The organism is Streptomyces sp. NPDC093544, from assembly GCF_040683495.1.
Lineage (GTDB): Bacteria > Actinomycetota > Actinomycetes > Streptomycetales > Streptomycetaceae > Streptomyces.
Genome location: NZ_JBFBEA010000006.1, coordinates 319,970 through 344,988 on the forward strand (window position 1 = coordinate 319,970; position 25,019 = coordinate 344,988).

Consider the following 25,019-nt stretch of genomic DNA (forward strand, 5'->3'; position numbering starts at 1 on the left):
GTGGTGCGCACGCTATGAGTGCGGTTTGAGAACTGTCAACGACCTTGAATGGGAAGGCCGTTGATTCGACATGGTCGAGAGCATTGACCCTCGTTCACCGGCACTCTACGTTCGCGCTGAGAACTTGTGTGCTGTCTGCGCACAGCCTGTCGGAGTACTTCGGGTCCCCACAGGAGGAGTCATGCGTCGTCTGCTCATCGGCCTCACGGCCACCACCGTCCTGGTCACCGCATCGGCCTGCGGTTCGTCCGACTCGGGGTCGTCGGACAAGGGCTCGTCGTCCGGCGGTGTCACCACGGTCAAGGTGGGGCTCATCCCCATCGTCGACGTCGCACCCCTCTACCTCGGCCAGGCGAAGGGCATCTTCGAGAAGCACGGCCTGAAACTGGACGTGACCACCGCGCAGAGCGGCGCCGCGATCGTGCCGGGTGTCGTCAGCGGCCAGTTCCAGTTCGGGTTCTCCAACGTGACCTCGCTGATGATCGCCCAGACCAGCAATGTGCCCGTGCAGGCCGTTGCGAACGCCATCGCCTCAACAGGCGTGCAGGGCAAGGACTTCGGCGCCGTCACGGTGAAGAAGGACAGCGCCATCAAGACGGCGAAGGACCTTGAGGGCAGGACGGTCGCCAACAACGCCCTCAAGAACATCAACGAGACCGCGGTGCGCGCGTCCGTGAGCAAGGCGGGCGGCGACCCGGACAAGGTGAAGTTCGTCGAGATGGCCTTCGACCAGATGCCCGCCGCCCTCGACAGCGGCCAGGTCGACGCCGCCATGGTGGTCGAGCCGGCGCTCGCCACCGTCAAGAGCCAGGGCGGCCGGGAGATCGCCTCGCCGTTCCTCGACGTCGCGCCGAACCTCACCATCGCCATGTACTTCACATCGACGCAGTACCAACAGCAGAATCCGGAGCTGGTCAAGAAGTTCCAGGAGGCCACCGCGGAGTCCCTGGCCTACGCCGACTCCCATCCGGACGAGGCCCGGGACATCGTCACCACGTACACGAAGATCCCGGCGGCGGTGCTGGGAGACGTAGTACTGCCGAAGTGGCCGGCCGAGCCGAACCGGGCGTCGATCGAAGCGCTGGCGAAGCTGGGCGAGCAGGACGGTCTCTTCAAGTCGTCCCCGGACCTGGACAAGCTGCTTCCGTGAAGGGACTGAACGCCGCACTGGGTGCGGCCGGGCTCGCGGTCTTCCTCGCCCTGGGCGAGGCGGTGCCGCGGCTCGGCCTGGTCAAGGAGGTCTACTTCCCGCCGACCAGCCGCATCGCCGAGGCGCTCTGGCAGGAGACCCGGGACGACGCGTTCTGGACGGCGCTCGGGGACACCCTCACCGGCTGGGCGCTCGGCCTGGCGATCGCGGTGACCGCCGGAATCCTGGCGGGCGGACTGATCTCGGTCGTGCCGCATCTGCGCGAAGCCACCGCCTCCACCATCGAGTTCCTCCGCCCGATCCCCTCCGTCGCCCTCATCCCCCTCGCCGTCCTCCTCTACGGCACCGAACTCCGCTCCGTCCTCCTCCTCGTCGTCTACGCCTCGTTCTGGCAGGTGCTCATCCAGGTCCTGTACGGCGTCCAGGACGTCGACCCGGTGGCGGAGGAGACGGCACGCTCGTACGGCCTCGGCACCTGGGCGCGGACCCGCCATGTGCTGTGGCCCTCGGCCCTGCCGTATGTCATGACGGGTGTCCGCCTCGCCGCCGCCGTCGCCCTCATCCTCACCGTGACCGCCGAACTCGTCATCGGTGCACCGGGGTTGGGCAAACGCATCGCGGTCGCCCAGGTCTCGCAGGCCGTCCCGGAGATGTACGCCCTCCTCGTGGTCACCGGTCTGCTCGGCCTGCTGATCAACGTGGGCGCCCGCACGGTGGAGCGACGGGCGCTGGCCTGGCATCAGTCGGTGCGCGGGGAGGTGGCGGTGTGAAGAAGGATTCCCCTCGTCGAGCGAGGCCGAGCGCTTGGGGCAACGCACTGCTGCGGTCGCTCTACGTCGTCGCGCTACCCGCACTGCTCGTCGCGGTCTGGTGGTTCGCCTCCGACAGCAGCACCGATGTCTTCTGGCCGCCCCTGCGCACGATCCTGAAGACCTTCCCGGACGTCTGGACCGGCGAGCGGTTGCGCGCCGACGTCCTGCCGAGCATGGTGCGACTCCTCGCCGGCTACGCGTCGGCGGCCGTCGTCGGAGTCGCACTGGGCACGGTCATCGGCTCGTACCGGCGCGTTCGGGCCTTCTGCGAGCCGGTCCTCGAATTCCTGCGGGCCATACCTCCACCCGTTCTCGTCCCGGTCATCATGCTGTTCGCGGGCATCGGCGACACCATGAAGATCGCGGTCATCGCGAGCGGGGCCGTCTGGCCGATCCTGCTCAACACCGTCGAGGGCGTGCGCGCGGTGGACTCCGTGATGGCCGAGACGGCGCGTTCGTACGGCATCACGGGCGTCGCCCGGCTGCGGAGCCTGGTCCTGCGAGCGGCGAGCCCGCAGATCTTCGCGGGCCTGCGTCAGGCGCTGTCCATCGGCATCATCCTGATGGTCATCAGCGAGATGTTCGCGGCCAGCAACGGTCTCGGCTTCACCATCGTCCAGTTCCAGCGCAGCTTCGCCATCCCCGACATGTGGACCGGAATTCTGGTTCTGGGCCTGCTCGGATTTCTGCTCTCGGTCGTCTTCCAACTGGTCGAGCGCCGGGTCCTCGGCTGGTACCACGGTCTGCGCGCATCCTCCCGGCGGTCCCCGTGAAGCTCGCGAAAGGTCGGTCCATGCTCGACATACGCGGCCTGAACAAGGTCTACGAGGGTTCCGGCCGCCGGGTGGAGGCGGTACGGGATCTCACCTTCACCGTGGAAGCCGGTGAACTGGTCTGTCTGGTGGGCCCGTCGGGGTGCGGCAAGACCACGCTGCTGAAATGCATGGGCGGGCTGCTCACCCCGACCGCGGGCGAGGTGTTGCTGGGCGGCCGACGGGTGAGTGGGCCGCCACCCGGGATGGCGTTCGTGTTCCAGGAGTACGGGCGCAGTCTGTTCCCCTGGATGCGGGTCGGCGAGAACGTCGAACTCCCGTTGAAACAGAAGCGGTTGAGCAAGGTGCGGCGCCGGGAGCTGGTCGCGGACGCACTGGAGTCGGTCGGGCTCACGGATGCCGCGGACGCGTACCCCTGGCAGCTGTCCGGCGGTATGCAGCAGCGCGTCGCCATCGCCCGCGCGCTCGCGTACGAGCCCGATGTACTGCTGATGGACGAGCCGTTCGCGGCGGTCGACGCCCAGACTCGCGCCGACTTGGAGGATCTGGTGCGGGGGCTGTGGCGGGAGCGCGGGATCACGATCCTGTTCGTCACCCACGACATCGACGAGGCCGTCTATCTCGGGGAGCGGGTGCTGATCCTCTCCGCCTCCCCCACCGTCGTACAGGAGCAGTTGAAGGTCGATCTCCCGGACGAGCGGGACCAGTTGCACACCCGGGTCGCCCCGCGCTTCGCCGAACTACGGACCCATGTGTACGAGCAGATCCAGGCGGCGAAGCGCGGGACGGTCTCCGACCTCAGGACAGATACGCCTCCACCTCACTGAGCTGGCCCGCCGGCCAGCCGGTGTTGCCGGTGACGTTGACCCTCAGGTAGCGCAGGTTCGTGCCGCTGGGCAGGGACACGGTGGCCGTGTTCCCGGTGGCCGGGTCGAAGCGGTAGCCCGTCGAGGCGACGACGGTCGAGTACGACGAGCCGTCGGCGCTTCCCTGCACGGACAGCGTCTGGGTGCGCGCGCCCCAGGCCGTGGCGGGCGGCAGCTTCAGAACGACCCGCCGGGCGGCCTGAGTCGAGCCGAGGTCGATCGTCACGGTCTGTGGGAAGGCGTTGCTGGCGGACTCCCAGTAGGTGTTGGCGTCGCCGTCGACGGCCTTGGCGGGCGTGTAGACGTCCACCGAGCTGGTGGCGGTGGCGCTGCGGCCCTTGGCGAGGTTGGTGGTCGGGTCCGGGGCCGGGTTTCCGGTCCCGGGCTGGGGCCAGGCGGAGCAATTGGACCAGGTGCTGTCCCAGCCGGAGTTGCCGCCACCGTTGGTGAGCGTGAAGGTGCCGCTCGGATAGGGGCAGTTGTAGACGCCCGCCGCGCCCACGCCGGTGGCCGTGACGTTGGTGAACTTCGCCGCGCCCGGCGTCTCGGCCTGGACTACGACCGTGCCGACCTTGTTGACCGTGGCGCCGGTCACGTTCACGTTGTTCGTCGCGAGGCCGCGCCCGCCCCCCGACACGAACTCGAAGGCGCTGTACGGGCTGTCGGTGACCGTGGTGTTGGTGATGTTGACCGTGGCGTTGATCGCGCTGTCGTAGGAGTCGACGCGCAACGCACCCATCGGGTGACCCCAGTTGGGGTTGATCGCACCGGCCCGCACGACCGTGTTTCCGTCGACCGTGATGGTGCCGGCCAGCGGGTAGAAGGGGTCGAGGAACTTCTGGTTGGAGATCGCGATACCGCTGCCCAGCGCATTGGTGTCGGAGATCAGGTTGTTCCTGACAGCGATGTCGGTGCCGCCGTAGATGGCTATGCCGTTCGCCAGGTTCGGCTGCGAGATGGTGTTGTTCTCGAAGCTGCTGTTGGAGTCGGGCGAGTTGAGCGACCACATGGCGAGGGAGTCGTCGCCCTGGTTGCGCAGGAAGTTGTTGCGGACGCGGACACCGTGCGCGTTCCCGTTCAGATTGAGACCGTCGGCGGTGGTGTCGAGGATGCGGTTGTTCTCGACGACAAGGTTGTCATTGTTGCCCGTCAGCCAGAGGCCGACCTTGAGGTGCTGGATCCACATGCCGGAGACGGTCGAGTTCGGGCCCAGGGAGCCGTTGACGAAGTTGTCCGGGTTGGAGTCGACGCGCTCGGTGACGTCGCCGATGACCGCGAAGTCCTTGAGGCGGACCGCTCCGGACGAACTGGTCTGGTCGATGAAGCGCGAGGTGCGCACGACGGAGTACCAGCTGCCGGCGCCCTGGAGGGTCACGTTCTGGACGCCGCTGAGCGAGGACGTGATCTTGTACTCGCCCGGCGGGATCCAGACCACTCCCCCGGGCGCGGCGGCGATCGCCGACCGGAAGGCCGCCGTCGAATCGCCCACGCCGCTGGGGTCGGCGCCCTTGTCGACGACGGAAACGGCTCCCGCCGGCTTGGTGGCGGCCGCGGCCACCTGCTCGAAGTCGGCGACGTCGACGGTGACCTGGACGGAGGTCGCCTGGAAGGCGATCTTGTCGCCCGCCTGCACGTTCACGCCGAGCAGCAGCCTGGAGTTGTCGAAGAAGTGGTGGGTCTTGGCGCCCGCGATCCAGGAGGTGTCGACGTACGAGTACCTGGAGGTGACGGCGAGCGTCTTGGCCAGCTTCGTGCCGTTGACGTAGACGTCGAGCGAGCCCGACTGCCCGTCGAGGACGCTGTACGCGAGGTTCACGGCGTTCGCCGCGCGCGGCGCGGTGAACTCGACGCGTTGCCCCGCGGTCAGCCGCACGGCCTGTCGCCCGGACGCCTCGGAGGCAAGAGTGCCCTGGGTGTAGTCGGGGCCGATCTTCGTGCCCGTGGTGGTGGCGGACTCGGCCTCGACCGAGGTGAAGGGCAGGGTCGCGCCCGAGGCCGCCGCCGCGGGGTGTGCCGCCGTGACGCTGAGCATGCCGGCGGCCAGAGCGACGGCCACTGCGGCCGCGCTTGCTGGCATGCGCCTGACAGTTCTGGACATATGCTGATCCCTTTCGTGTGGGGGGTGCCGGGATAGCGGGTTGGAGCGGCGGCCGGGCTGCGGTGTCAGGCGCGCAGCCAGGCCGCCGTGTCTTGGGGAAGCCGCCCCTCGGCATCCAGGGAGCCGCTGGTGAGCAGCAGTTCATTGTGCACGGGGAGCTCGGCCGGTTCGTCGGAGAGGTTGATCACACAGCGCATCCCGTCCGTGCGGGCGAAGGCGAGGACGCCGTCGGGGGCGGGCAACCAGGTCAGCGGACCGTCGCCGAAGCCGGGCTCGGTACGGCGGACGCGGAGTGCCTCGCGGTAGAGCGCGAGCATCGAGCCGGGATCGGCCGCCTGGCTCTCGGCCGCGTACGCGGCCCAGCCCGCGGGCTGCGGAAGCCAGGGCTCACCGCCGAAACCCGCGTGCGGCGAGTCGGCGGTCCAGGGCAGCGGGACCCGGCACCCGTCCCGGCCCGGGTCCGCGCCGCCGGAGCGGAAGTGCATCGGGTCCTGGATGCTCTCGCGGGGTACCTCCGCCTCGGGCAGGCCGAGTTCCTCGCCCTGGTAGACGTAGACGGCGCCGGGCAATGCGAGCGAGAGGAGAGCGGCGGCACGGGCGCGGCGGGTACCGAGGGCGAGGTCGGTGGGGGTGCCGAAGGCCTTGGTGGCGAAGTCGAAGCCGGTGTCGGTGCGGCCGTAGCGGGTGACCGTGCGCGTCACGTCGTGGTTGCACAGCACCCAGGTGGCGGGCGCGCCGACCGGGGCGTGCTCGGCGAGCGTCTCGTCGATCGACGTACGCAGCTGTCCGGCGTCCCAAGGGCAGGACAGGAACGAGAAGTTGAAGGCGGTGTGCAGCTCGTCCGGGCGGAGGTAGCGGGCGAAGCGCTCGGTGTCGGGGAGCCAGACCTCGCCGACGAAGATGCCGTCGTAGTCGTCGGCGACCGTGCGCCAGGCGCGGTAGATGTCGTGGAGTTCATCGCGGTCGACGAAGGGGTGCGGGTCGCGGCCCTCGACGAAGTCGGGGAGGTCCGGGTCCTTGGCGGGCAGCGCGGCCGAGTCGATGCGGACGCCGGCCACGCCCCGCTCGAACCAGAAGCGCAGGACGTCCTCGTGCTCCTGCCGTACCGCCGGATGAGCCCAGTTGAGGTCGGGCTGCTCGGGGGTGAACAGGTGGAGGTACCAGTCGCCGTCGGGCAGCCGGGTCCAGACCGGTTCGGTGGAGCCCGCGAACTGGGACGGCCAGTCGTTGGGCGGGAGTTCACCGTGCTCACCGCGTCCCGGGCGGAAGTGGAACAGCTCGCGCTCCGGGCTGCCCGGACCCGCCGCGAGAGCCGCGCGGAACCAGGCGTGCTGGTCGGAGACGTGGTTCGGCACGATGTCGACGAGGGTGCGGATACCCAGCTCCCGTGCCTCGTCGATGAGTTTCTCCGCCTCCGCGAGCGTTCCGAAGGCCGGGTCGATGGCGCGGTAGTCGGCGACGTCGTAGCCGCCGTCGGCCATGGGTGACAGATACCAGGGGTTGAACCACAGGGCGTCCACGCCCAGTTCGGCGAGGTACGGGAGTTTGGCCCGGACGCCCGCGAGGTCGCCGGTGCCGTCGCCGTCGCCGTCCGCGAAGCTGCGGACGTACACCTGGTAGATGACGGCGGAGCGCCACCATTCGCCCTGAATGCGGGCAGGGGAATGCTGTCCCACGGTGCCTACCTTTCTGTGTAGCTCTGGAAGGGGTGGGGTCAGCCCTTCGTGCTGCCCGCGCTGATCCCGGCGATGATGTGCCGCTGGAACACCAGGAACATCGCGACCATCGGGATGCTGGCGATCACCATCGAGGCGAGCAGAACGGTCAGCGGGATGTTCTGCGACAGCTGGACGAGGGCCACGCTGATGGGCTGTTTGTCGGTGTCGGAGAAGACCATCAACGGCCAGAGGAAGTCCTGCCAGACAGCGACCAGGGCGAAGATCGACACAACTCCCAGGACCGGCCTGGACATGGGCAGCACGATCGACCAGAGGGTGCGCAGCCGGCCGGCGCCGTCGATCTCGGCGGCCTCCAGGACGTCACGCGGGATCTGGTCGAAGAAGCGCTTGAGGAGGTAGAGGTTGAAGGCGTTGGCCACCGCGGGCAGCCAGATGCCGAGCGGGTCGTTGAGCAGGCTCACGTGGATGAGCGGGAGGTCGGCGACGGTCAGGTACTTCGGGACGACCAGCGCCTGGGCGGGGACCATCAGGGTGGCGAGGATGCCGCCGAGGAGGATCTTGCCGAAGGCGGGCTTCAGCTTGGACAGGGCGTACGCGGCGGCCGTACAGAAGACCAGTTGGAGAATCCAGGCGCCGGTGGCCTGCACCACCGTGTTCCACAGGTGAGTGGGCAGGTCCATCAGGTCCCAGGCATCGGTGTAGCCGCTGAGGCTCCACTTGTCGGGGACGAGCGTCGGAGGCGTGCGGCTGACCTCGTCCGGCGACTTCATGGCGCCGGTGATCATCCAGTAGACGGGGAAGAGGAAGGCCAGCGCGAAGAGCAGGACCACCCCCGAAAAGACGCTCCAGTAGAGGGTCTTGCCGCGGCGGCGGGCCAGGGTGAGCGGCGAGACGAGCGTGCGGGTGCTCATGAGTCGTCGCCTCCCGAGCTGGTCAGCTTCAGATAGAGCGCGGAGAAGGCGCTGAGCAGGACGAGGAGCATGACGCTCAGGGCGCAGGCTCCGCCGAAGTCGTTGTAGAGGAAGGCGTACTTGTAGATCAGGTACAGGACCGTCACGGTCGAGTTCTCGGGGCCGCCGCCTGTGATGACGAACGGTTCCGTGAAGATCTGCATCGTGGCGATGATCTGCAGCAGCATCAGCATCAGGATGATGAAGCGGGTCTGCGGGATCGTCACATGGCGGATGCGCTGCCAGATGTTCGCGCCGTCCAGCTCGGCCGCCTCGTACAGCTCACCGGGGATGCTCTGCAGTGCGGCCAGGTAGATGAGGACGGTGCCGCCGAGGTTGGCCCAGGTGGCGACGATCACGAGCGATACGAGGGCGGTGTCGGCGCCGTTGGACCAGTTCGAGGTGGGCAGGTGCAGGAAGCGCAGCGCCTCGTTCGCCAGGCCCGTTCCGGGATCGTAGAACCACTTCCAGAGCAGGGCGCTGACCACCGGCGGAATCATCACCGGCAGATAGACCACGACTCGGAAGAACGACTTCGCGTGCCGGAGTTCGTTCAGCACCAGCGCCATCACGAAGGGGACGGCGAAGCCGATGAGCAGGGCGAGGAGCGTGAAGGTCAGGGTGTTGCGCCAGGCGTCCGCGAACTCCGGGTCGTGGAAGACGCGGGTGAAGTTCTCGGTGCCGACCCATTCCGCCTCCGCCCCGGGCGTGTACTTCTGGAAGGCGATCACGACCGCGCGAATCGCCGGGTACCAGGAGAACAGCGCGAAGCAGAGCAGGCCGCCGATGAGGAAGGCGTACGCGCGCGACTGGTCCGCCAGGCGCCGGCGCAGTGGCCGCTTGTGGGGTCCTGGCCGCGGTGCCTCCACCGACCGTACAGTCGTCGGTGGAGGCACCGCGGGCTTCGATGCGGTCTTCATGAACGGTGTCAGCTCCGGGCCAGAATGGAGTCGATCTTGCCGGACGCGTCACTCAGGAGCTTGTCGATGTCGGCGTCCTTCTTGGTGAGCACCGCGGAGACGGCGCCGTCCAGGACCGAGTAGATCTGCTGGGCCTGCGGCGGCTCGATCTTCTTGTCCAGGCTCTCGCTGCCGTCGAGGAAGGCCTGGTAGTTCTCGACCGGAACGTTCGCGTTGGCTTCCTTGACCTGCTGGTCCTTGGCGTCGGCGGCGCCGGTGAACAGGCGGGGCTCGGGCAGGCCGACGGGTGCGTTGTTCTTCTTGGCGCGGGCGTAGTCACCGATGAAGCCGTCGCCGGGGGTGAGGAACATCGAGTCGAGCCACTTCAGGCCCGCCTTGATCTGCTCGGGCGACGCCTTCTTGTTGAACATGTAGCCGTCGCCGCCGATGAGCGTGCCGTTGCCGCCGGGCATGGGCGCGAGGGCGAGGTCGTTGTAGTTGCCGCCCTTCTCCTTGACCAGGATCGGGATGTTGTCCGGCGCGGAGAGGTACATGCCGAGCTTCCCGGAGCCCATCATCTGCTGGACGTCATTGAGGATGAGGAGCTGCTTGGTGCCCATGGAGTTGTCGGTCCAGCGCATGTCCTTGAGGTTCTGCAGGACGGCCTTGCCCTCGGGGGTGTCGATGGTGGCCTTCTTGCCGTCCTCGCTGACGACGTCGCCGCCCTGCGAGTAGAGCTCGGCGGTGAAGTGCCAGCCGCCCTGGTTCTGGGCGCTGTAGTCGGCGTATCCGACCGTGCCGTTGCCCAGCCCGGCTATCGCCTTGGCGGCCGCGCGCAGCTCCTCCCAGGTCGCCGGGGGCTTCTCGGGGTCGAGGCCCGCTTCCTTGAAGAGCTTCTTGTTGTAGATCAGACCCATCGAGTAGCCGGTGCGCGGGACGCCGTAGATCTTGCCGTCCACGGTGTAGATGTCGCGCAACTGCTGCTGGATGGTGTCGTAGCTCTTGAGATCCTTGACGTAACTGGTGATGTCGGCGGCCTGGTTGATGTCGACGACGTGCTTGGCATCCGTGAAGTAGGTGTAGAAGACGTCCTCCATCTGACCGCCGGCCAGCTTGGCGTCGAACGTCTTGGGGTCCTGACACGGGAACGCGTCATGCGCGACGACGTCGATGGTCGGGTTGGCCTTCTCGAAGGCCTTGATGTCCGCCTCGAAGAACGAGCGGTCGACCTTCGCGCTCTTGGGCGGCATGCAGTTGACGGTGATGCTGGTCTTGCCGTCGGCCGTGTCGTCGCTCGAACCGCAGGCAGTGGCGGTGAGCGCGAAAGAACACGCCATGAGCGTGATGAAGGTACGGCGGAACCCGGTGCTTCTCATCGGTGGACCCCTTTGGGCAGGAGCGGGTGGAACCCTTTTGGCAACCCGTGGCCTGGAGCGGTGGGCGCCGCACACTCAAGCACCGACGACATCCGTCCGCAAGATGTCGCGCAGAATATGTAATTATTTGACAGTCACGTGCTGCTCAGTGGCGCGGCGCTTGCGCTGTCGAACCACGGACCACCAACTCGGGCTCGAACAGCAGTTCTTCGGGCGTGACACTGCTGCCACCGATCTGAGCGTTCAGCAGCTCGACGGCCGCGCGCCCCATGGCCTCGATGGGCTGGCGCACGGTGGTCAGCGGCGGCTCGGTGCAGTTCATGAACGCCGAGTCGTCGTAGCCGACTACGGAGATCTCGCCGGGGACGGTGAGCCCCTTGCGGCGGGCGGCCCGTACGGCGCCGAGCGCGAGCGGGTCGCTGGCGCAGATGATGCCGGTGACCCCTCGGTCGAGCAGCCGGGTGGCCGCGGCCTGGCCGCCCTCCAGGGAGAACATGGCCCGGGCGATGTGCTCGTCGGGCAGGTCGGGGGCGAGCGCGCGCGCCGCAGCGAGCTTGCGGCCTGAGGGCATGTGATCGCCGGGGCCGAGGACGAGCCCGATGCGCTCGTGGCCGAGCGAGTCCAGGTGGCGCCAGGCCTGCTCAACAGCGACGGCGTCGTCGCAGGAGACGCAGGGGAAGCCGAGGTGCTCGATGGCCGCGTTCACCAGCACCACCGGAATTTTGCGGTCCGCGAGCTGCCGGTAGTGATCGTGCGGCGCGTCCGCCTGTGCGTACAGACCGCCCGCGAAGACCACGCCGGAGACCTGCTGCTGAAGCAGTAGTTCCACATAGTCCGCCTCGGAGACGCCGCCCTTGGTCTGGGTGCACAGCACCGGGGTGAGACCGAGCTGCGCGAGCGCCCCGCCGATCACCTCTGCGAACGCCGGGAAGATCGGGTTCTGCAGCTCGGGCAGCACCAGGCCGACGAGCCGGGCGCGTTCGCCGCGCAGCTGCGTGGGCCGCTCGTAGCCGAGGACGTCGAGGGCGGAGAGCACCGCCTGCCGGGTGGAATCAGAGACTCCGGGCTTGCCGTTGAGCACCCGGCTGACCGTGGCCTCACTGACCCCGACCTTCTTCGCCACCTGAGCAAGTCGTCGCGTCATGAGCGCAAGAATAGCGCAAGATACGCAAACGGCTTGCGTAATGGGGAGCGGATCGGCTGGATCCCGTGCGAGTGGATCAGCTGGATCCCGGGCCGAGACGCCGAAGCGGGCGGCGAGCTTCCGCGCGGAGCGGACCTCGTCCGCGCGCTTCGAAGGGATGCGGCTGGCGCCGTGCGACCGGGTTCCGCTTGCACTCGTGGTAGCGCACGTATCACGCGGCTGAGCAGGCCCACATCGCCGTGGCACGACCCACCGGGGGCTCACACCGCCATGACATGACCCGCCGCGGGGCTCACACCGCCCGCAGCTCCGCCGCGCCGTTGCGGGTCTTGCGCATCTTGCCCGGTCCTGTGGCCGCGTGCCGTGCCTCGCGCAGCACCAGCGTCATCCGCGTGTAGCCCATGTCCTGAAGGGACTTGGGGGTGTCGCTGACGATTCGGCAGTCCGTACGACCCCAGCGCGGGTCGGGGTGCACCAGCGGGCGTACGGCGCCGTCCGACTCGACGCCGTCCGGGCCGACCGCGCGGATCCAGTGCGGCAGCCCGTGCCGATAGGCGGCGTCCATGATCGGGTCCTGGGCGATGTCCCGGCGGATCGACTGCAGTGCGCGATCCTGGTCGTTCCGCTCCACCGCGTCCGCGAAGTGGGCCAGCATCGGCAGGCACCAGCTCGACTCGTGCTCGCCGAGGACGGTGCTCGCGTCCGGATGGAACAGGACGAACCGCAGGAAGTTGTCACCGGGCATGGCCGTCGGGTGCGGTCCGACGCCGGCGAAAAGTGTCTCGAACGCATCGTTGGACAGGACGACGTCCCAGCGGTGGTCGAAGACGACGGAGGGGAAGGGGACGGCCTCGAGGAGGTCGGCGTAGTCCTGGAGATACGCCTGCGCCTCGAGACTCTCGGGGACAGGTCGCGGCTGGGACCGCTGCCATCCTGCCTGGTACGCCATCGGGAGGTCACCCCTCTTGCCTCTGCGGCCTTCACGCGGCGCCCCGATCCTGCTTCCCGGAGTGTTGCCGTGTCAACTATCGTGGCATTTGGCGTCGGTTGACGGCTGAATCTCGCCACAGTTGTGGCGAGACCTGGATGTGAGTTCGAGCAAGGGGCTAGTCTCCCGATGGTTCCTGACCATCTTGTGAGAGACCTGAGAAAAGACGTAGGAGATCTGTCGGTGACGGATGGCTTCGAAGTTCCGGCCGCCACGGCGACGGTTCTGCTGCAGGCCGTCGTGGCCCGGGTCACCGTGCTCGCCGACCGGCTCGGTGTGCGGCACGCCGAGGTCTTCGACGTCCGGCGCCTGTCAGCCGGGTCCGGTGTCCCCGAACCCGTGGTGCGAGCCCTGCTGAGCGGCCACCGCGGCGGCGAGCCCGATCTACAGGCCCGATTCCTGCAACGTCTGGACCTGCTGCGCCGCACCCGGCTGAAGCCCAACGGCCGCCGGTACACGCAGCAGGAGATCGCGGACGGCGCGGGCATGTCGCGGCAGCAGGCCGGCGCCCTCATCAACGGCGACCGGCGCCCCACCATGGAGCACTGCGACGCCATTCAGCGGTTCTTCAGAGTGCACGCCGGGTTCCTCACGGCCGAGGACTCCGAGGCGCTCGTGGGCGCTCTCCAGCGCTCGGAGCAGGAGCTGCTGCAACGACTCGCCGACCGCGAGCGCGCGGCGGCCTCGGTGGCCGCCGATCCGCTGGAGCGACTGCTGCTGGACCACGGCGTCCGCGGAATCGCCTGGCGGGCCGCTCAGTTGCCCACCGACCAGCACCGGGACAAGGTCGCCGAGTGGCTGGACATGCTCCTGGAAAGCGTCAAGCGGCCCGAGTCGTGAGCACGGGGAGAACTGTGGGCATCCAAAGGGACATGCGCCGCCTGTGCGGCGAGTTGGTCGGGGAACTGACACTCTCGGCGCCGGCTGAACCCGCCGACCTCTACGCGGCGCTGTGCGACGCCATGAGCAGACGCCGCGGACGCCCCGTCCAGTTCCGCACCGCCGCGTTCCCGCCCGGGACCGCCAGCGGGCTCTGGCTCGACATGGCCGAACAGGACCTCGTCGTCGTCGAGGAACGCACCGCGCCCGACCACCAGTTGGTGATCCTGGGCCACGAGCTGTGGCACATGCAGGCCGGGCACTGCAGCCACCACGTCGAGGGCGCGGCCGTCGCGGCCCGTCTGCTCAGCGACACCGCCGACCTCCAGGAGACCGTCCTCAAGGTCGCCGCACGCACCCGGTCGCACCTCGCGGACGAAGCCGAGGCCGAGAACTTCGGCCTGCTGCTCGCCAGCAAGTGCCGTACCTGGCTGGCCGGTTCATCGCTGCGCAGGCCGGTGCAGCGGGACGGACTCGCGGGCCGGATCGAGGCGTCGCTCGGCTACCGCGGGCCGCAGGGCTGACACGCCGTGCACGACTCCAGCTACTACATACCGACGGTCGCGATGGCGATCGCCCTTGTCCTCAAGGGTCCCGCGGTGCTGCGCGCCTGGCGCGATCCGCTGTTGCGGTCCGTGTACGCGCTGCTCGCGCTGTCCGCCCTGGTGTTCTGTTTCGCGGCCCCGCCGACGATCAGCCGGGTCAACCACCTCACCGGCATCCCCAACGTCTCCGCGCCACTCGTGTACAGCCTGCTGAGCGCCTTCAGCGCCTCCTGCCTGGTGCTGATCATCCACTGGCGCGGCGGCCCTTCGGAGGTCACCCGACGCGCCTCGCGCCGCTGGATCGCCGGGTACTCCGTGGTGATCGTGGCGTGCGTGACGCTGTTCGCCCTCGGGCACGCACCGGAAGAGCGCCTACGGGACCTCGACACGTACTACGCCAACACGCCGTTCATCCGCGAGATGATCGTGCTCTATCTCGCCGCGCTCACCTTCGCGAACGTCGCGATGGTCATGATGTGCTGGCGCTGGGCACTCCAGGTACGCGGCTGGCTGCGCGCCGGGCTGATCGTCATCGTGTTCGGCTTCCTGACCAACATCGCTTTCGACGCCGCCAAGTTGACTGCCGTCGTCGCCCGCTGGACCGGCAGGGACCTCGACTACCTGAGCACCGACGTCGCCCCTGTCCTGGCCGCCGCGGGTGAGCTGTTCTGCGCGATCGGATTCTGCGTCCCGATGGCCTGTCAGCGCTTCGGAGACGTCTGGAGCACCTGGGCGACGTACCGTCACCTCGGTCCGCTCTGGCGGGAGTTGCGGCCCTCCGGGGACCACGGTGACCACGCGGTGCGGATCGCCTGGTGGTCTCCGGCCGAACTGCAGGTGACCCAGCGGGAGTCCGACATCCACGACGGTCTGCTCAACCTGTACCCCTACTTCGACCCCGAGGTGCGGGCCCGAGCCTACGACGCGGCCGTGGCAGCGGGCTCCGGCGAGAACCGGGCGCGGGCCGAGGCCGACGCGACGATGGTGACCGCGGCACTGCGGGCCAGGGCCGACGATCCGGAGGGCAGGATCATCAGCGCGGCGACGGCGGACGCCACCCCGTCCACCACCTCGGCCGGCGGTCCGCGAGACCTGGTGGGGATGTCACTCGCCCTGCGCCGCTCCCCCGTCGTCGCGACCGTGCGGGAACGGGTCGCGTCCGGATCTCACGAACACATCGGCTAGGACAGGTCCTGGGCACACGAGACGGAGTCAGGGAGCGGCTGCGTCACGTCGCGCTGCGTTCGCTCGCCTCCCGCAGGTCCCGTTCCCTCGCTCGGTTCTGCTCCGTGTCCGGCTGTCCGACGGCCGTGCCTGGGCGGCCTGCCCGCAGCAGCTCGCGCCAGTGTTCGCGGCTCCAGTCGGCGGGGCTCGTGGTGCTCGTGAACTCCTCGATCAGGGCGAGGAAGCGCGCCGGGTCGCTGTGGAAGGGGAAGTGGCCGGCGCCCTCGAAGATCTCCAGCCGGCTGCCCGGCATCGCCTGGTGCGCTCCGTACGCGTGCCGCACCGGCACCACGCTGTCCCGGTCCCCCCAGAGCAGCATCGTGGGCATGCCCTCGGTCAGATAGCAGCGGTCGAGCATGGTGACCGCCTGCCCGCGCCAGTCGACCACGGCGCGCAGCGTGCGGATGAAGGCGCTGCGGGACGTCGCGTCGGGCAGCGAGTCCACGAGGGTCAGCAACTCCGGCGCGTCCTGGCCCAGATCGGTGTTGAGGATCCTCATCAGGCGGAAGAACAGGCCGACTTGGAGGCGCATGCCGGGCAGCCGCAGTGCCGAGAGCATGAGGTGGGCGCCGGGCAGCGACACCGCCCTCAGTACGGGGTTGACCTCGCCCCCGACGCCGCCCGCGCTGACCAGGATCAGCCGCTCGGTCCTTTCGGGGAACTGGTAGGCGAACTGCATCGCGACGCCGCCGCCCAGCGAGTGCCCCGCCAGCGTGGCGGACTCGATGCCGAGCGTGGTGAGCAGGTCACGTACCCCGTTGGCGTACGCGGCCACCGAGTAGTCGGCCCGCGGCTTGTCGGACGCCCCGTGGCCGAGGAGGTCGGGCGCGATCACCGTGTGGGTGCGGGCCAGGTCGGGGATCAGCTCTCCCCAGGTGTCCGAGGAGTCGCCGATGCCGTGGATCAGGACGAGTACAGGACCCTCGCCCGCCATCCGGTAGGCGCGCCGGTACCCGTGCACGACACGGTGGTGCAGGCGCAGCTCCCCTTCGCCCACCGAGCGCAGAGTGCGCCGCGGGCGCCTGGGCGGTACGTCGACCATGGGCTCACCTCCTTTCCCCAGGCCGCCTCGAAGGCAGCTGACAAGCCGCCGCGAAGGCAGCTGACAAGGTCGCCGTGAAGGCGGCTCGCAAGCCGCCGCGAAAGCGGTTCCCAGGTCTCCGCTCCAGCCTAGGGCCCCCGTCCCCCAAGGGATTTCCGTGAGGTTTCGCCTCCGCTAAGCGGGCGAACCTCCGCCTACCCGAACGGCATTGTCAGTGGCGGACGGCAAGCTGGAGTCACGTACCGCCATGTACCGCTTGGACAAGCCGACCCGGGGAGAGCCGTCCGATGCCGACCGCCGTACTGACCGATCACGAACGCGCCGCCGTGCAGGCCTATCTGCGTCTCCTCCAGACCGTCCGAGCCGCCTTCGACGGTCCGCCGGACGGGCGCCGACCACCCGTGGTGCCGCCCTCCGCGCTGGCCGAGGCGGAGCGGGCACTGGAGGCGGCCGGGCTCGCGGGCAACGAGGAGTCGTTCTTCCGGCTGCTGCACACCTGGTGCCCCGAGCCGACGCAGCTCTGAGGACGGTGGCCGCCTGGCCCGATGGCAAGCCTCAGGCGTGCGGCACCGTGACCGCCGTCGTGACCAGGCCCCGCTGGACGGTCCAGCGCCCGTCGAAGATCCCGAGGCGGTCGCCGCCGACCAGCGGGCCCGGTACGAGGAGCTTCGCGCGCAGCCGCCCCGACAGCGCGTGGACCCCCGCCCCGGGGTCCACGAAGATGTCGATGTCCGCCTCGGAGAAGTCCAGCCACTTCGCGGTGAGCGGGAACCACGCCTTGTAGACCGATTCCTTGGCGCTGAACAGCAGCCGGTCCCAGTGCACGTCGGGGATCCGGACGCCGAGGCTGCCCAGTCGGTCCACCTCGGCGGGCAGGGCCACGGCGTCCAGGACGCCGTCCGGGAGCACCAGGTGGGGTTCGGCGTCGATGCCGAGGGAGGCCAGGTCGGTGGCGCGGGCGACCGCGGCGGCTGTGTAGCCCTCGCAGTGCGTCATGCTGCCGATCACGCCCGCGGGCCACTGCGGGGCGCCGCGCTCGCCGGGCAGGATGGGCGCCGGGGCCACGCCGAGCTTCTCCATGGCGCGCCGGGCGCAGCCGCGTACGGCGGTGAACTCGCGACGCCGCTTCGCCACGGCGCGGGTCAGGAGCGCCTGCTCCTCGGGGTACAGGGTCGTACCCTCGGCGCCGTCGTCACCGTAGCTCTCCACGGCCACGACGGACTCCGGGAGCAGCTCCTCGATCACCGGCTCCGACCTCCATCGGCAGAATGCGGCGCAGCGTACCGGGCGGTTCCGTGCGGGTGCGCCACTCGCGGGGGTAACCCACGGACACCTCTTCGAAGCGGACACCCTCGTGCCAGGTGGTCCGTGGGATGTGCAGATGACCGTAGACCATGGTCTCGATGCGGAACCTGCGGTGCCAGCCGGCGGTCAGCCTGGTGCCGCACCACATCGCGAACTCGGGGTAGCGCAGGATGTCCGTCGGATGACGGTCCAGCGGGTAGTGGTTGACCGGGATCACGGGCAGGTCGTCGGGCAGCTCGGCGAGCCTGCGCTCGGTCTCGGCGACCCGGGCCCGGCACCAGGCCTCGCGGCTCGGATAGGGGTCGGGGTGCAGGAAGTGCTCGTCGGTGCAGATCACCCCGGTGCCCTCGGCGTAGGCGAGCCCCTCTTCCTTGGTCGTGCAGCCCTTCGGCAGGAACGAGTAGTCGTAGAGCAGGAAGAGCGGGGCGACGACAGCGGGGCCGCCAGGACCGTCCCAAATGGGGTACGGATCCTCGGGGGTCGTGACGCCCAACTCCCGGCAGAGCGCGACCAGATGCTCGTAGCGGGCGACGCCGCGCAGCTGTACCGGATCCGTCGGGTGGGTCCACAGCTCGTGGTTGCCGGGTGCCCAGATCACCTTGCGGAAGCGGCCGCTGAGCGTTTCGAGGGTCCAGCGGATGTCGGCCACGTTCTCGCTGACGTCACCGGCGACCAGGAGCCAGTCGTCGTCCGACTGGGGGTGCATCTTCTCGACGAGGGCGCGGTTCTCGGCGTACCCGATGTGCAGATCACTGATGGCCAACAGTTGTCCCGCACGGCCGGCCGTCGACTCCACCCTCGCCCCTTCCACGAACACGAATAGCAACACGAGAACACATCGACCGGGGCCGGACAAGACCGTCCCGCGGGGCCGGGGGTCCACAATTCGGAAATCCGTAACACGCCTGTAGCGTCACACCCGTCCCGCGCCCCTTATGATCGCCCCAACACCACCGCCCTGAACCTCCCTCGGTGTGCGGCGGCTTGGTGTACCTCCCTCTCCCCTGGCCGGGCACGGCCTGCTCCGCTGTGCCCGGAACCTTGAAAGGCGGCCTGCATGGGTTCTCGCGTACGCGTCTGGCTCAACCGCACGTACGCGGAGAACGTGTTCTTCATGGATCAGCTGCGAAATAATCCGCAGCGCCGTCCGGTCGAGATCCATGCGACGCACGGAGACGCCGACTCGCCCATCCTGGCCGCTGCCGACACCGCCGCCATGGAGCCCGAGGGCCTCTCCCGGGCCGCGTACGTCGAGTACGCCCTCGACCAGTGCGCCCGGCACGAGATCGACGTGTTCGTGCCCGTTCTCCACCAGTCGGCGATCGTGGCGCATCGCGCGGAGTTCGCCGCGCTCGGTACGGCGCTGCTCGCGCCGCCCTCCGAGGCCGTGGCCATCTTCCATGACAAGGTGACGGCGTATCAGGCGCTTCAGGCCGTGGGCATTCCGGTGCCGCCGTGGTGGCGTGTACGCAGCGAGGAGGAACTCCTCGTCGCCGTCGAGGCGTTGGAGGCCGCCGGCCACAAGGCCTGCTTCAAGCCCGCGGCCGGTGCCGGCGGGGTGGGCTTCCGCGTGATCACCCGCGCCCCCTTCTCCCTCATGCACCTCAATGGATTCCCCAGCTCGTACGTGCCGCTGAGCCTGGTCCAGGACGCCCTGCGGGGGGCCGAGAAGCCGGTCGACTGGCTGGTGATGCCGCTCCTGGCGGAGCCCGAGGTGTCCGTCGACTGCCTCACCGGGCCCGACGGCCGGGTCCGGATGGCGGTGGGCCGCACCAAGAACGGGCGCCGCCGCGGCTTCACGCTCCACCCCACCTGGATCGCCCCCGCACGCCGGCTCGCGGAGGCGTTCGGACTGCACTATCTGACGAACATTCAGTTCCGGATGTTCGGGGACGAGCCGGTTCTGATGGACGTCAACACCCGGCCGGCCGGCGGACTGCACCAGCTCGCACTGTGCGGGATCAACGCCCCTTGGGCGGCAGTGCAGTTGGCGCTCGGCGAGGAGACCGGCGAGCTGATCCCGTCACACCTCGGGCAGGACTACGCCGTGGTCACGGGACCGCGTCCGGTGCGTCCGGTGACGTTGCCGCAGCAGCGGGCCGAGACGCTGCCGACCGCGACCGCACCCACCACGGAGGCCGCCGTGCCTCCGGTCGCGGAGACCACGAGCGCCCCGGCGACGGAGAGCGCGCTCACGCCGACCGTCACACCGGTCATCACTCCTGCGGCGGCACCCGCCATTGCGTCAGGTATCGCCCCGGCATCCACAGCCGCAGCCGCGTCCGCCAACGCCGCCATCGCACCTGCCTGACCCCGCCCCCGCTCCCCTCCCAGCCCCTCGCTCTCGCTTACCGGTCTGGACCAATCAACGCACAGCATCTTGACAGCTTGATTGGTCCATACCAACTTAGGTGCGCACCCTTCAGCACTCCCGAGCACCCCCATTTCTTCAGGGAGATCGCGTGCGCATCAACTACCTCAGACGTTCCAGACGTCGCCTCATCGCTCTGCTCGGCACCGCCGCCCTGGCTCTGGCCGGGGCGGTCGCCCTGCCCACTACGGCCCATGCGGCCAACATCCTCACCAACCCCGGCTTCGAGTCGGGCGCCGTGTCCCCCTGGTCCTGCACCGGGAACCTGGGCTCGATCGTCTCCACCCCCGTGCACGGCGGCACCAAGGCCCTGGCAGGGGCGGCTAGTTCGAGCGACAACGCCAAGTGCAGTCAGACCGTCACCGTCCAGCCGAACACCGCGTACAAGCTGACGGCCTGGGTGCGCGGCAGCTATGTGTACCTGGGCGTGGACGGCGGCGCCGCGACGTGGACGACATCCACGTCGGCGTACAGCCTGCTCACCGTGAACTTCACGTCCGGTGCCTCCCAGACCAGCGCCACGATCTACACGCACGGCTGGTACGGCCAGGGCACCTACTACGCCGACGACGTCAGCCTGGACGGCCCGGGCGGCAGCACGGACACCCAGGCACCGACCGCCCCGACCGGCCTGACCTCTCCCAGCAAGACGTCCTCCAGCGTGTCCCTGTCGTGGGGTGCGTCGAGCGACAACGTCGGTGTCGCCGGCTACAACATCTACAGCGGCGCCAACCAGGTGCTCAGCGTCTCGGGCACCAGCGGGACGGTCAGCGGGCTGTCGCCGAGCACCGCCTACACGTTCACGGTGCGGGCACGGGACGCGGCCGGGAACCTCTCCGCCGCCTCCAACTCCCTTTCCGTGACGACGAACGCGGGCACCCCCAGCACCAGCTTCAAGCAGGCGGCGCCGTACCTCTACCTCGGCTGGGGCGATCCGCCGGCCGTGAGTACGGTGATGAACTCCACCGGGATCAAGTGGTTCACGATGGCGTTCATCCTCTCCTCGGGCGGCTGCAACGCGGCCTGGGACGGGACACGCCCGCTGACCGGCGGCAACGACCAGTCGGTCATCAACTCCGTCCGCGCCGCGGGCGGTGACATCGTGCCGTCGATCGGCGGCTGGAGCGGTAACAAGCTCGGGCCGAACTGCTCGACGCCGGAGGCGCTGGCCGGCGCGTACCAGCAGGTGATCAACGCGTACGGGCTCAAGGCGATCGACGTCGACATCGAGAACACGGACGAGTTCGAGAACGCGGTCGTCCAGGACCGGATCCTCAACGCTCTGAAGATCGTCAAGGCGAACAACCCGGGTCTGCGTACGATCGTCACCTTCGGTACGTCGACGACCGGCCCGACCACCTGGGGCAACCGGCTCATCGAGCGGGCCTCGGCACTGGGCGCGAACATCGACGTGTTCACCATCATGCCGTTCGACTTCAGCGGCGGCGCCGACATGTACGGCAACACGGTGAACGCCACCGAGGGGCTGAAGACCAAGCTGAAGTCCACCTTCGGCTGGGACGACGCCACGGCGTACGCGCACATCGGTATCTCCGGCATGAACGGGCTCAGCGACCAGCAGGAGCTCACCTCACCGGCGATCTGGACCCAGATCCGCGACTGGTCGAACTCGCACCACATCGCCCGGCTCGCCTACTGGGCGGTCAACCGCGACCGGCCGTGCGCCGGCGGCGGAGTGGTCAGCAACTGCTCCGGTATCAGCCAGACCAACTGGCAGTTCACCTCCATCACGGCCGGCTTCACCGGCTGAGAGGCACAAGAAAAAAGACGCACAAAGACAAGACGCACGAAGGAGGGTGCCCGGCCGACAAAGGCCGGGCACCCTTCCGTGTCCTACGGGCGGCGCCGCGCCAGCCGCAGCGTCTGCACCTCGAACGGCCGCAGCGACACCGTCACCGCGTCACCGTCCACATCCACCTCCGCCCCGGTTTCCGCGAAGGGGCGTTCAAGGAGGTCGGTGACCTTGGCGCCCGCCAGCGCGAAGCCGGTGCGCAGGGTGCCGGTGGCGCGGCCGCCGCGGGACTCGTAGAGGCGTACGACGACATCGCCCGAGGCGTCGTCGGCGAGCTTGACCGCCTCGATGGTGACGCCCTCGCCGTCCACGGAGACGACGGGCTCGGTCGGCCCGGCCTCCGCCACCCGCAGCGGCAGGTTGAGCGCATAGCCCTCCGCGACCGCGTCCTCGATGCTCGCGCCCGGCAGGAGCGAGTAGGTGAAGCGGTGCTTGCCCTGGTCGGCCTCGGGGTCGGGCACCCGTGGGGCGCGCACCAGAGAGAGCCGGACCGTCGTCGTCGTACCGCCGTCCTCACGGACCGTGCGGGAGACGTCGTGGCCGTACGTCGAGTCGTTGATGACGGCGACGCCATAGCCGGGCTCGCCTACGTGCACCCAGCGGTGGCCGTACACCTCGAAGCGGGCCGCTTCCCAGCTGGTGTTCGTGTGGGTGGGGCGCTGGACGTGGCCGAACTGGATCTCGGCGGAGGAGTGCGGGGCCCGGATGTCGACGGGGAAGGCGGCCTTGAGGAACTTCTCGGCCTCGTGCCAGTCGATCTCCGTCTCGATGTCGATGCGTGGGCTGCCCGCGCGGACGGTGATCGTCTGCACGATCCGCGATCCCTTGCCGAAGGCGCGCTCCACCCGGATCGCGCCGAGCAGCGGGTCCTCGTCCACGACGGTGATCGAGTCGGCGTCCAGGAGGTCGGTGTAGCGGTTCTTGTAGTGCTTGTCGACGTCCCAGGCGTCCCAGTAGTTGGGGAGGTCGCTGTGGAGGCGAAGCAGGTTGCCCTTGTCGGCGAGGACTTCGCGGTTCGCCTTCAGGTCGCGTACCGAGGCGAGGGTGCCGTCCTCGGCCAACTCGACGCGTACCAGGCCGTTTTCGAGGACGCGGCCGGTGACCGTCACCGGGTGCGGGGACGCGGTGACCGCGAGGGGGGCGCTGCCGCTCGCCGGTACCTCCAGGTACATCGGGACGCCCGCCGACGTACGGACCACCTCGGCACGGTCGTACGGGCTCGTGTTGAAGACCCGGGTCTCCCCCGCCCCGAGCGCGGCCAGCGCCTGGGCCGTCAGCACCTCCAACTCCTCGGCCACACGGGCGTATTCGGCCTCCGCCTCGCGGTGCACCCAGGCGATCGAGGACCCCGGCAGGATGTCGTGGAACTGGTGCAGCAGGACCGTCTTCCAGAGCCGGTCGAGCTTCTCGTACGGATAGGAGTAGCCAGGCGCGTGCAGCGCGGCCGTCGTGGCCCACAACTCGGCCTCGCGGAGCCGGTGTTCACTCCTGCGGTTGCCCTGCTTGGTGCGGGCCTGCGAGGTGTAGGTCGCGCGGTGCAGCTCAAGGTAGAGCTCGCCGACCCAGACCGGAGCGTCCGGGTACTCCTCGCGCGCGGCGGCGAAGAACGCGTCGGGGTGTTCCACGACGACCTTCGCGGAGCCTTCCAGGTCGGCCAGTCTGCGCGCCCGTTCCATGATCTCGCGGGTGGGACCACCGCCGCCGTCACCCCAGCCGAAGGGGGCGAGCGAGCGTGTGCCGCGGCCCTTGTCGGCGTAGTTGCGGACGGCGCGGGACATCTCCTCGCCGCTGAAGCGGGCGTTGTAGGTGTCGACCGGCGGGAAGTGGGTGAAGATGCGGGTGCCGTCGATGCCCTCCCACCAGAAGGTGTGGTGGGGCAGCTTGTTGGTCTGGTTCCAGGAGAGCTTCTGGGTCAGGAACCACTCGTTGCCGGCGAGTTTGGCGAGCTGTGGGTAGGCGGCGTTGTAGCCGAAGGAGTCCGGCAGCCAGACGCCCTTGGTCTCGACACCGAAGTGCTCGATGAAGAACCGCTTGCCGTGGACGAGTTGGCGGGCGAGTGCCTCACCGCCGGGCAGGTTGCCGTCGGCCTCGACCCACATGCCGCCGACCGGCGCCCACTGGCCCCGCTTCACCGACTCCTGGATACGGGCCCAGACCTGCGGGTAGTTGTCGCGCACCCACTCGTACTGCTGGGCCTGCGAGCAGGCGAAGATGAACTCCTCGTACTCGTCGGCGAGCGAGGTGACGTTCGAGAAGGTGCGGGACGTCTTGCGCTTGGTCTCGCGGATCGGCCACAGCCAGGCCGAGTCGATGTGCGCGTGGCCGACGCCGGAGAGGGTGTGGGCGCTGGCGTGCGCGGGCTTGGACAGCACGGGCACGAGAGCGGCGCGGACCTCGGCCGCCGAGCCGGAGATGTCGTCCAGGTCCAGCAGGTCCAGGGCGTGGTCGAGGGCATGCATGATCTCGTGGCGGCGCGGATCCTGCCCGTCCAGCTCCAGCATCAGTTCACGCAGCACCTGGATGTCCAGGTCGAGGTGCCAGACCTCTTCGTCCAGGACGGCGATCTCGGCGCGGCGGAAGGTGTAGAGAGGCTTGTCGCCGGCCGTGCGGACGTCGCCCAGGGGGGTCGGGCGGGCAAAGTCGTTGGCCAGGATGTCCGGGTTGGACGCCGCCTCGACGAGGTAGTCGATCTCCTCGCCGCCCGTCGCCGGGTTGGCGATCGTCACGTACTGGTTGAGCGGGTTGACCGCCTTGAGCGGGGTGCCGTCCGTGAGGTGGACGAGCGCCTCGGCCTGGTTGCCGGGCCAGTCGCCGGTGAAACCGAGGTCGATGACGGCCTCGACGCGCTTGCCGGTCCACTCCGGCGGCACGGTTCCACGCATCCGGAACCAGGTCGTTCCCCACGGCGGGCCCCAGGGGGTGTCCATGGCGAAGGGCTGGTACGAGGCCGACGCGGCCTCCTCGAACGGGACCGGCTCACCGGGCGCCTGCCAGGCCTCGACCTCGAAGGGCACGGAGGCGGCATAGGTCGCGGGCTTGACGCGCTGGTCGTGGACGCGTGCGACACGCTCCTCGATGCGGCGGCGTTCGTCATGCATAGGAAGT

General features: G+C 69.1%; 21 protein-coding genes. 10 read left to right on the forward strand and 11 right to left on the reverse strand.

Going from position 1 to position 25,019, the window contains the following annotated elements; translation table 11 throughout:
• Positions 1-181: 181 nt before the first annotated feature.
• Genes AB0N66_RS11475 through AB0N66_RS11490 form a run of 4 tightly spaced genes read left to right on the forward strand, consistent with a single transcriptional unit; the run spans position 182 to position 3,562 of the window.
• Positions 182-1,150, forward strand: a complete 969-nt coding sequence (locus AB0N66_RS11475; protein WP_365431604.1) for an ABC transporter substrate-binding protein — start codon at positions 182-184, stop codon at positions 1,148-1,150.
• The gene (locus AB0N66_RS11480) at positions 1,147-1,920 is read left to right on the forward strand and encodes an ABC transporter permease (protein ID WP_365431607.1); all 774 of its coding nucleotides are present in this window, start codon (positions 1,147-1,149) and stop codon (positions 1,918-1,920) included. The genes AB0N66_RS11475 and AB0N66_RS11480 overlap by 4 nt, the downstream gene beginning before the upstream one ends.
• A 50-nt stretch (positions 1,921-1,970) precedes the next feature.
• Positions 1,971-2,735 carry an ABC transporter permease gene (locus AB0N66_RS11485; RefSeq protein ID WP_365431764.1) on the forward strand — a complete coding sequence of 255 codons (765 nt, stop codon included), beginning with the start codon at positions 1,971-1,973 and terminating at the stop codon, positions 2,733-2,735.
• A 20-nt stretch (positions 2,736-2,755) separates the two neighbouring features.
• Positions 2,756-3,562, forward strand: a complete 807-nt coding sequence (locus AB0N66_RS11490) for an ABC transporter ATP-binding protein (RefSeq protein WP_365431609.1) — start codon at positions 2,756-2,758, stop codon at positions 3,560-3,562.
• Here AB0N66_RS11490 and AB0N66_RS11495 read toward each other — a convergent pair.
• The 7 genes from AB0N66_RS11495 to AB0N66_RS11525 form a co-directional block, all read right to left on the reverse strand.
• Positions 3,534-5,699 (reverse strand): discoidin domain-containing protein, encoded by a 2,166-nt coding sequence (locus tag AB0N66_RS11495; protein WP_365431612.1) that lies wholly within the window; start codon positions 5,697-5,699, stop codon positions 3,534-3,536. The two genes, AB0N66_RS11490 and AB0N66_RS11495, sit on opposite strands and share 29 nt — an antisense overlap.
• Positions 5,700-5,764: 65 nt before the next feature.
• Positions 5,765-7,375 (reverse strand): glycoside hydrolase family 13 protein, encoded by a 1,611-nt coding sequence (locus AB0N66_RS11500; protein WP_365431615.1) that lies wholly within the window; start codon positions 7,373-7,375, stop codon positions 5,765-5,767.
• A gap of 38 nt (positions 7,376-7,413) precedes the next feature.
• A complete protein-coding gene (locus tag AB0N66_RS11505) occupies positions 7,414-8,289 on the reverse strand; it encodes a carbohydrate ABC transporter permease (RefSeq protein ID WP_365431618.1) in 876 nt (291 codons plus the stop codon).
• On the reverse strand, positions 8,286-9,248 hold the full coding sequence (locus tag AB0N66_RS11510) for a sugar ABC transporter permease (RefSeq protein WP_365431621.1): 963 nt from the start codon (positions 9,246-9,248) through the stop codon (positions 8,286-8,288). Before AB0N66_RS11510 ends, AB0N66_RS11505 begins: the two co-directional genes overlap by 4 nt.
• An 8-nt stretch (positions 9,249-9,256) precedes the next feature.
• Positions 9,257-10,603, reverse strand: coding sequence for a sugar ABC transporter substrate-binding protein (locus AB0N66_RS11515; protein WP_365431624.1), 1,347 nt, complete (start codon positions 10,601-10,603; stop codon positions 9,257-9,259).
• A gap of 145 nt (positions 10,604-10,748) precedes the next feature.
• Positions 10,749-11,747 carry a LacI family DNA-binding transcriptional regulator gene (locus tag AB0N66_RS11520; protein ID WP_365431627.1) on the reverse strand — a complete coding sequence of 333 codons (999 nt, stop codon included), beginning with the start codon at positions 11,745-11,747 and terminating at the stop codon, positions 10,749-10,751.
• 292 nt (positions 11,748-12,039) lie between these two features.
• A complete protein-coding gene (locus tag AB0N66_RS11525; RefSeq protein WP_365431630.1) occupies positions 12,040-12,696 on the reverse strand; it encodes a hypothetical protein in 657 nt (218 codons plus the stop codon).
• A gap of 222 nt (positions 12,697-12,918) precedes the next feature.
• Here AB0N66_RS11525 and AB0N66_RS11530 point away from each other — a divergent pair, with 222 nt between their 5' ends.
• From AB0N66_RS11530 to AB0N66_RS11540, 3 genes are read left to right on the forward strand one after another with little or no spacing between them, the layout of a single operon-like run.
• Positions 12,919-13,575 carry a helix-turn-helix transcriptional regulator gene (locus AB0N66_RS11530; RefSeq protein ID WP_365431633.1) on the forward strand — a complete coding sequence of 219 codons (657 nt, stop codon included), beginning with the start codon at positions 12,919-12,921 and terminating at the stop codon, positions 13,573-13,575.
• Between the two features lie 32 nt (positions 13,576-13,607).
• Positions 13,608-14,138, forward strand: a complete 531-nt coding sequence (locus AB0N66_RS11535; RefSeq protein WP_365431767.1) for a toxin-antitoxin system, toxin component — start codon at positions 13,608-13,610, stop codon at positions 14,136-14,138.
• A gap of 6 nt (positions 14,139-14,144) precedes the next feature.
• Positions 14,145-15,344, forward strand: coding sequence for an MAB_1171c family putative transporter (locus tag AB0N66_RS11540; RefSeq protein WP_365431636.1), 1,200 nt, complete (start codon positions 14,145-14,147; stop codon positions 15,342-15,344).
• Positions 15,345-15,387: 43 nt separating this feature from the next.
• Here AB0N66_RS11540 and AB0N66_RS11545 read toward each other — a convergent pair whose 3' ends face one another.
• Entirely contained in the window at positions 15,388-16,425 is a 1,038-nt protein-coding gene (locus AB0N66_RS11545) for an alpha/beta hydrolase (protein ID WP_365431639.1), read from the reverse strand.
• Positions 16,426-16,712: 287 nt separating this feature from the next.
• Here AB0N66_RS11545 and AB0N66_RS11550 point away from each other — a divergent pair, with 287 nt between their 5' ends.
• Complete coding sequence (locus AB0N66_RS11550; RefSeq protein WP_365431642.1) at positions 16,713-16,949, forward strand: hypothetical protein; 237 nt, start codon at positions 16,713-16,715, stop codon at positions 16,947-16,949.
• 31 nt (positions 16,950-16,980) lie between these two features.
• Here the strand turns inward: AB0N66_RS11550 and AB0N66_RS11555 are convergent, their stop codons facing one another.
• Both AB0N66_RS11555 and AB0N66_RS11560 read right to left on the reverse strand, forming a co-directional pair.
• A complete protein-coding gene (locus tag AB0N66_RS11555) occupies positions 16,981-17,670 on the reverse strand; it encodes a 4'-phosphopantetheinyl transferase superfamily protein (RefSeq protein WP_365431645.1) in 690 nt (229 codons plus the stop codon).
• Positions 17,618-18,526, reverse strand: coding sequence for a metallophosphoesterase (locus tag AB0N66_RS11560; RefSeq protein WP_365431648.1), 909 nt, complete (start codon positions 18,524-18,526; stop codon positions 17,618-17,620). Before AB0N66_RS11560 ends, AB0N66_RS11555 begins: the two co-directional genes overlap by 53 nt.
• Before the next feature lie 261 nt (positions 18,527-18,787).
• Between AB0N66_RS11560 and AB0N66_RS11565 the strand changes: the two genes are divergently transcribed.
• Together AB0N66_RS11565 and AB0N66_RS11570 are read left to right on the forward strand one after the other, a co-directional pair.
• Positions 18,788-20,041 carry an ATP-grasp domain-containing protein gene (locus AB0N66_RS11565; RefSeq protein ID WP_365431651.1) on the forward strand — a complete coding sequence of 418 codons (1,254 nt, stop codon included), beginning with the start codon at positions 18,788-18,790 and terminating at the stop codon, positions 20,039-20,041.
• A 151-nt stretch (positions 20,042-20,192) separates the two neighbouring features.
• A complete protein-coding gene (locus AB0N66_RS11570) occupies positions 20,193-21,872 on the forward strand; it encodes a carbohydrate binding domain-containing protein (protein WP_365431654.1) in 1,680 nt (559 codons plus the stop codon).
• An 83-nt stretch (positions 21,873-21,955) separates the two neighbouring features.
• Here AB0N66_RS11570 and AB0N66_RS11575 read toward each other — a convergent pair whose 3' ends face one another.
• Positions 21,956-25,012 (reverse strand): glycoside hydrolase family 38 C-terminal domain-containing protein, encoded by a 3,057-nt coding sequence (locus tag AB0N66_RS11575; RefSeq protein WP_365431657.1) that lies wholly within the window; start codon positions 25,010-25,012, stop codon positions 21,956-21,958.
• Positions 25,013-25,019: the final 7 nt, after the last annotated feature.

Bases quoted from the DNA above. Each gene is read 5' to 3' on its own strand.
- AB0N66_RS11475 (WP_365431604.1), top strand. From the start codon at position 182: ATGCGTCGTCTGCTCATCGGCCTCACGGCCACCACCGTCCTGGTCACC.
- AB0N66_RS11490 (WP_365431609.1), top strand. From the start codon at position 2,756: ATGCTCGACATACGCGGCCTGAACAAGGTCTACGAGGGTTCCGGCCGC.
- AB0N66_RS11495 (WP_365431612.1), bottom strand. From the start codon at position 5,699: ATGTCCAGAACTGTCAGGCGCATGCCAGCAAGCGCGGCCGCAGTGGCC.
- AB0N66_RS11505 (WP_365431618.1), bottom strand. From the start codon at position 8,289: ATGAGCACCCGCACGCTCGTCTCGCCGCTCACCCTGGCCCGCCGCCGC.
- AB0N66_RS11510 (WP_365431621.1), bottom strand. From the start codon at position 9,248: ATGAAGACCGCATCGAAGCCCGCGGTGCCTCCACCGACGACTGTACGG.
- AB0N66_RS11515 (WP_365431624.1), bottom strand. From the start codon at position 10,603: ATGAGAAGCACCGGGTTCCGCCGTACCTTCATCACGCTCATGGCGTGT.
- AB0N66_RS11520 (WP_365431627.1), bottom strand. From the start codon at position 11,747: ATGACGCGACGACTTGCTCAGGTGGCGAAGAAGGTCGGGGTCAGTGAG.
- AB0N66_RS11525 (WP_365431630.1), bottom strand. From the start codon at position 12,696: ATGGCGTACCAGGCAGGATGGCAGCGGTCCCAGCCGCGACCTGTCCCC.
- AB0N66_RS11535 (WP_365431767.1), top strand. From the start codon at position 13,608: ATGCGCCGCCTGTGCGGCGAGTTGGTCGGGGAACTGACACTCTCGGCG.
- AB0N66_RS11545 (WP_365431639.1), bottom strand. From the start codon at position 16,425: ATGGTCGACGTACCGCCCAGGCGCCCGCGGCGCACTCTGCGCTCGGTG.
- AB0N66_RS11550 (WP_365431642.1), top strand. From the start codon at position 16,713: ATGCCGACCGCCGTACTGACCGATCACGAACGCGCCGCCGTGCAGGCC.
- AB0N66_RS11565 (WP_365431651.1), top strand. From the start codon at position 18,788: ATGGGTTCTCGCGTACGCGTCTGGCTCAACCGCACGTACGCGGAGAAC.
- AB0N66_RS11575 (WP_365431657.1), bottom strand. From the start codon at position 25,012: ATGCATGACGAACGCCGCCGCATCGAGGAGCGTGTCGCACGCGTCCAC.